Source organism: Herminiimonas sp., from assembly GCF_030645555.1.
GTDB lineage: Bacteria > Pseudomonadota > Gammaproteobacteria > Burkholderiales > Burkholderiaceae_D > Oxalicibacterium.
The window spans coordinates 1-2,386 of the sequence record NZ_JAUSME010000127.1 but is presented as its reverse complement, the minus strand read 5'-3'; the positions used below and the strand labels follow the sequence as shown (position 1 = coordinate 2,386).

The window sequence follows — 2,386 nt, the reverse complement described above, 5'->3', positions numbered from 1 at the left end:
CCGCAAAAAACATCAAGGCAACATTTTTTTGCATTGCCACCAGGGTGCAGCAACATCCGGCGCTGGTGCAGAGAATGATCGCCGAAGGCCATCACATCGAAAACCACAGCATGCAGCATCGCCATTATTTTTCTGTAATGGGCATGGGCGGGATGAAAAAAGAAATCATGCAGGCGCAACAAGTCATAGAAGCAGCGACCGGCAGGAAGCCGCAATTCTTTCGTGCGCCGGCAGGTTTGCGCAATCCCTTCCTTGATCCGGTCTTGCACCAGCTCGATTTGCAACTGGTCAGCTGGACGCGCCGCGGTTTCGACACCCGCGTCCATGATGCGGCAAAAATCACGCGCCGCCTGCTGGCCCATGCCAGGGCGGGCGATATCCTGTTGCTGCACGACGGTAACGCCTCGCGCAGAAAAAACGGAGAGCCGGTTATTCTGGAAGTGCTGCCGCAGTTGATAGATAAGCTGACGCAGCAGGATCTGCGTTTTGTCAGGGTGGCAGACGGCATGCGCAGCTGAATGCAGGCACGCTGATTTTGCATCAGGGTAGGTGGGCAGGCTCAGGCATATGGCGTTGCCTGAGCGATGCAAGCGCAGGTCTTACTGACGCGCGTTGCGTGCATTCGAAGGCGGCTTGCCGGTGCTGAAATTGCTGCGCCACGGGTTGGTGTCGAGTCCGCCGCGCCGCGTATAGCGTGCATAGACGGCCAGTTTGATGGGTTTGCACTGGCGCAGTATGTCCATGTATATACGTTCCACGCATTGCTCATGAAATTCATTGTGTTCGCGAAAACCTATCAGGTATTGCAACAGGCTGGCTTGATCGATAGGCGCGCCTACATATTGTATCTGCACGCTGGCCCAATCCGGCTGGCCGGTCACCAGGCAATTCGATTTCAGCAGATGCGAGACCAGCGTTTCCTCGACTGCAACGGCGCCGGGTTCGGCTTGCAGCAGTGACGGGTCGGGCACATAGTCGGTGACTTCTATGTCGAGGCGGTCCAGCAGGATGCCGTCCAGCTCGCCCATCGCTACCTGGGCAAACTCATCCGGCAGCGTTAGCGTGATGTGCACCGGCGCGCCAAAGCCGGCACTCAAGTCTGCACGCAGCAATTCCAGCAAGGCCTCGGTGCCGCCCAGCCGGGTTTGATTGAACGAGTTCAGGTACAGCTTGAACGATTTCGATTCGATGATGTTGGGCGAATCGGCCGGCACGACCAGCTTGGCCATCGCCACCTGCGGCTTGCCGCGCATGTTCAACCACGACAGTTCATACGCATTCCATATATCGACACCGAAAAACGGCAGTGCGCCGCTCAAGCCGAGTTCGTCGCGCTTGTCCTGGCGCGGGATCGCAAACAGCAGCGATGGATCATACTGCGCCTGGTAAATCGACGGTTTTCCCAGCGGCGAGGCGTCTGGTCTGGATGGTGTGGTCATGGCAGAGAACTTACAGAAACAGTTTGTAGGCTGGATTGTCGTTTTCATCCCAGTGACGATAACCAAGTCCGGCCAGCCAGCTGCGGAATGCCTTCATTTCCTTTTTCGGCACTTGCACGCCGACCAGTATGCGGCCGACGTCGCCGCCCTGATTGCGATAGTGGAACAGGCTGATGTTCCAGTTTGGCGCCATGCTGTCGAGGAAGCGCATCAAGGCGCCCGGACGTTCCGGGAATTCAAAGCGGTACAGCAATTCATCCTGCGCCAGCTCGCTCTTGCCGCCGACCAGGTGACGGATGTGGCCCTTGGCGAGTTCATCGTGCGTCAGGTCCAGCGTCTTGAAGCCGTGCTTCTCGAAATTTTTCGTGATCTTGCCGGGTTCATCGCGGTCTGCGATCTGCATGCCGACAAAGACATGCGCCTGCTTCGCATCGCTGATGCGGTAGTTGAATTCGGTCACATTGCGCGGGCCGACCAGATGGCAAAAGCGCTTGAAGCTGCCGCGCTCTTCGGGAATCGTCACGGCGAATATCGCTTCGCGTGATTCGCCGACATCGGCGCGCTCTGCGACATAACGCAGGCGGTCGAAGTTCATGTTGGCGCCGCAGGCGATGGTGACCAGGGTTTCATTCTTCAGCGGCTTTTTGGATAGCTTGGCGCGCTCTACGTAAGCCTTGGCGCCGGCGATAGCCAGCGCACCGGCCGGCTCCAGTATGCTGCGCGTATCCTGGAACACATCCTTGATTGCAGCGCAGACTGCATCGGTATCGACCAGTATGATTTCATCGACATACAGCTTCGCCAGGCGGAAGGTTTCCTCGCCGACCAGCTTGACTGCAGTGCCGTCGGAAAACAGGCCGACATCGTTCAGCGTCACGCGCCGGCCAGCCTTCAGGCTGCGCGCCATCGCGTCGGAATCAGTGGTTTGCACGCATATGATCTTGATG

At 57.9% G+C, this 2,386-nt stretch carries 3 protein-coding genes; 1 reads left to right on the top strand and 2 read right to left on the bottom strand.

The window, feature by feature from the left end; all coding sequences use genetic code 11:
* Nucleotides 1-518: polysaccharide deacetylase family protein (locus Q7T06_RS05000; protein ID WP_304781217.1), on the top strand; the 518-nt coding region annotated here is incomplete at its 5' end.
* An 81-nt stretch (nt 519-599) separates the two neighbouring features.
* Here the strand turns inward: Q7T06_RS05000 and queF are convergent.
* Together queF and ilvA are read right to left on the bottom strand one after the other, a co-directional pair.
* A complete protein-coding gene (gene queF / locus Q7T06_RS04995; RefSeq protein ID WP_304781215.1) occupies nt 600-1,439 on the bottom strand; it encodes an NADPH-dependent 7-cyano-7-deazaguanine reductase QueF in 840 nt (279 codons plus the stop codon).
* 10 nt (nt 1,440-1,449) lie between these two features.
* A partial coding sequence (ilvA, locus tag Q7T06_RS04990; RefSeq protein ID WP_304781212.1) for a threonine ammonia-lyase, biosynthetic occupies nt 1,450-2,386 on the bottom strand: 937 nt, incomplete at its 5' end.

Excerpts from the sequence above, each read along its gene's own strand:
- queF (WP_304781215.1), bottom strand. The coding sequence starts at position 1,439 with ATGACCACACCATCCAGACCAGACGCCTCGCCGCTGGGAAAACCGTCG.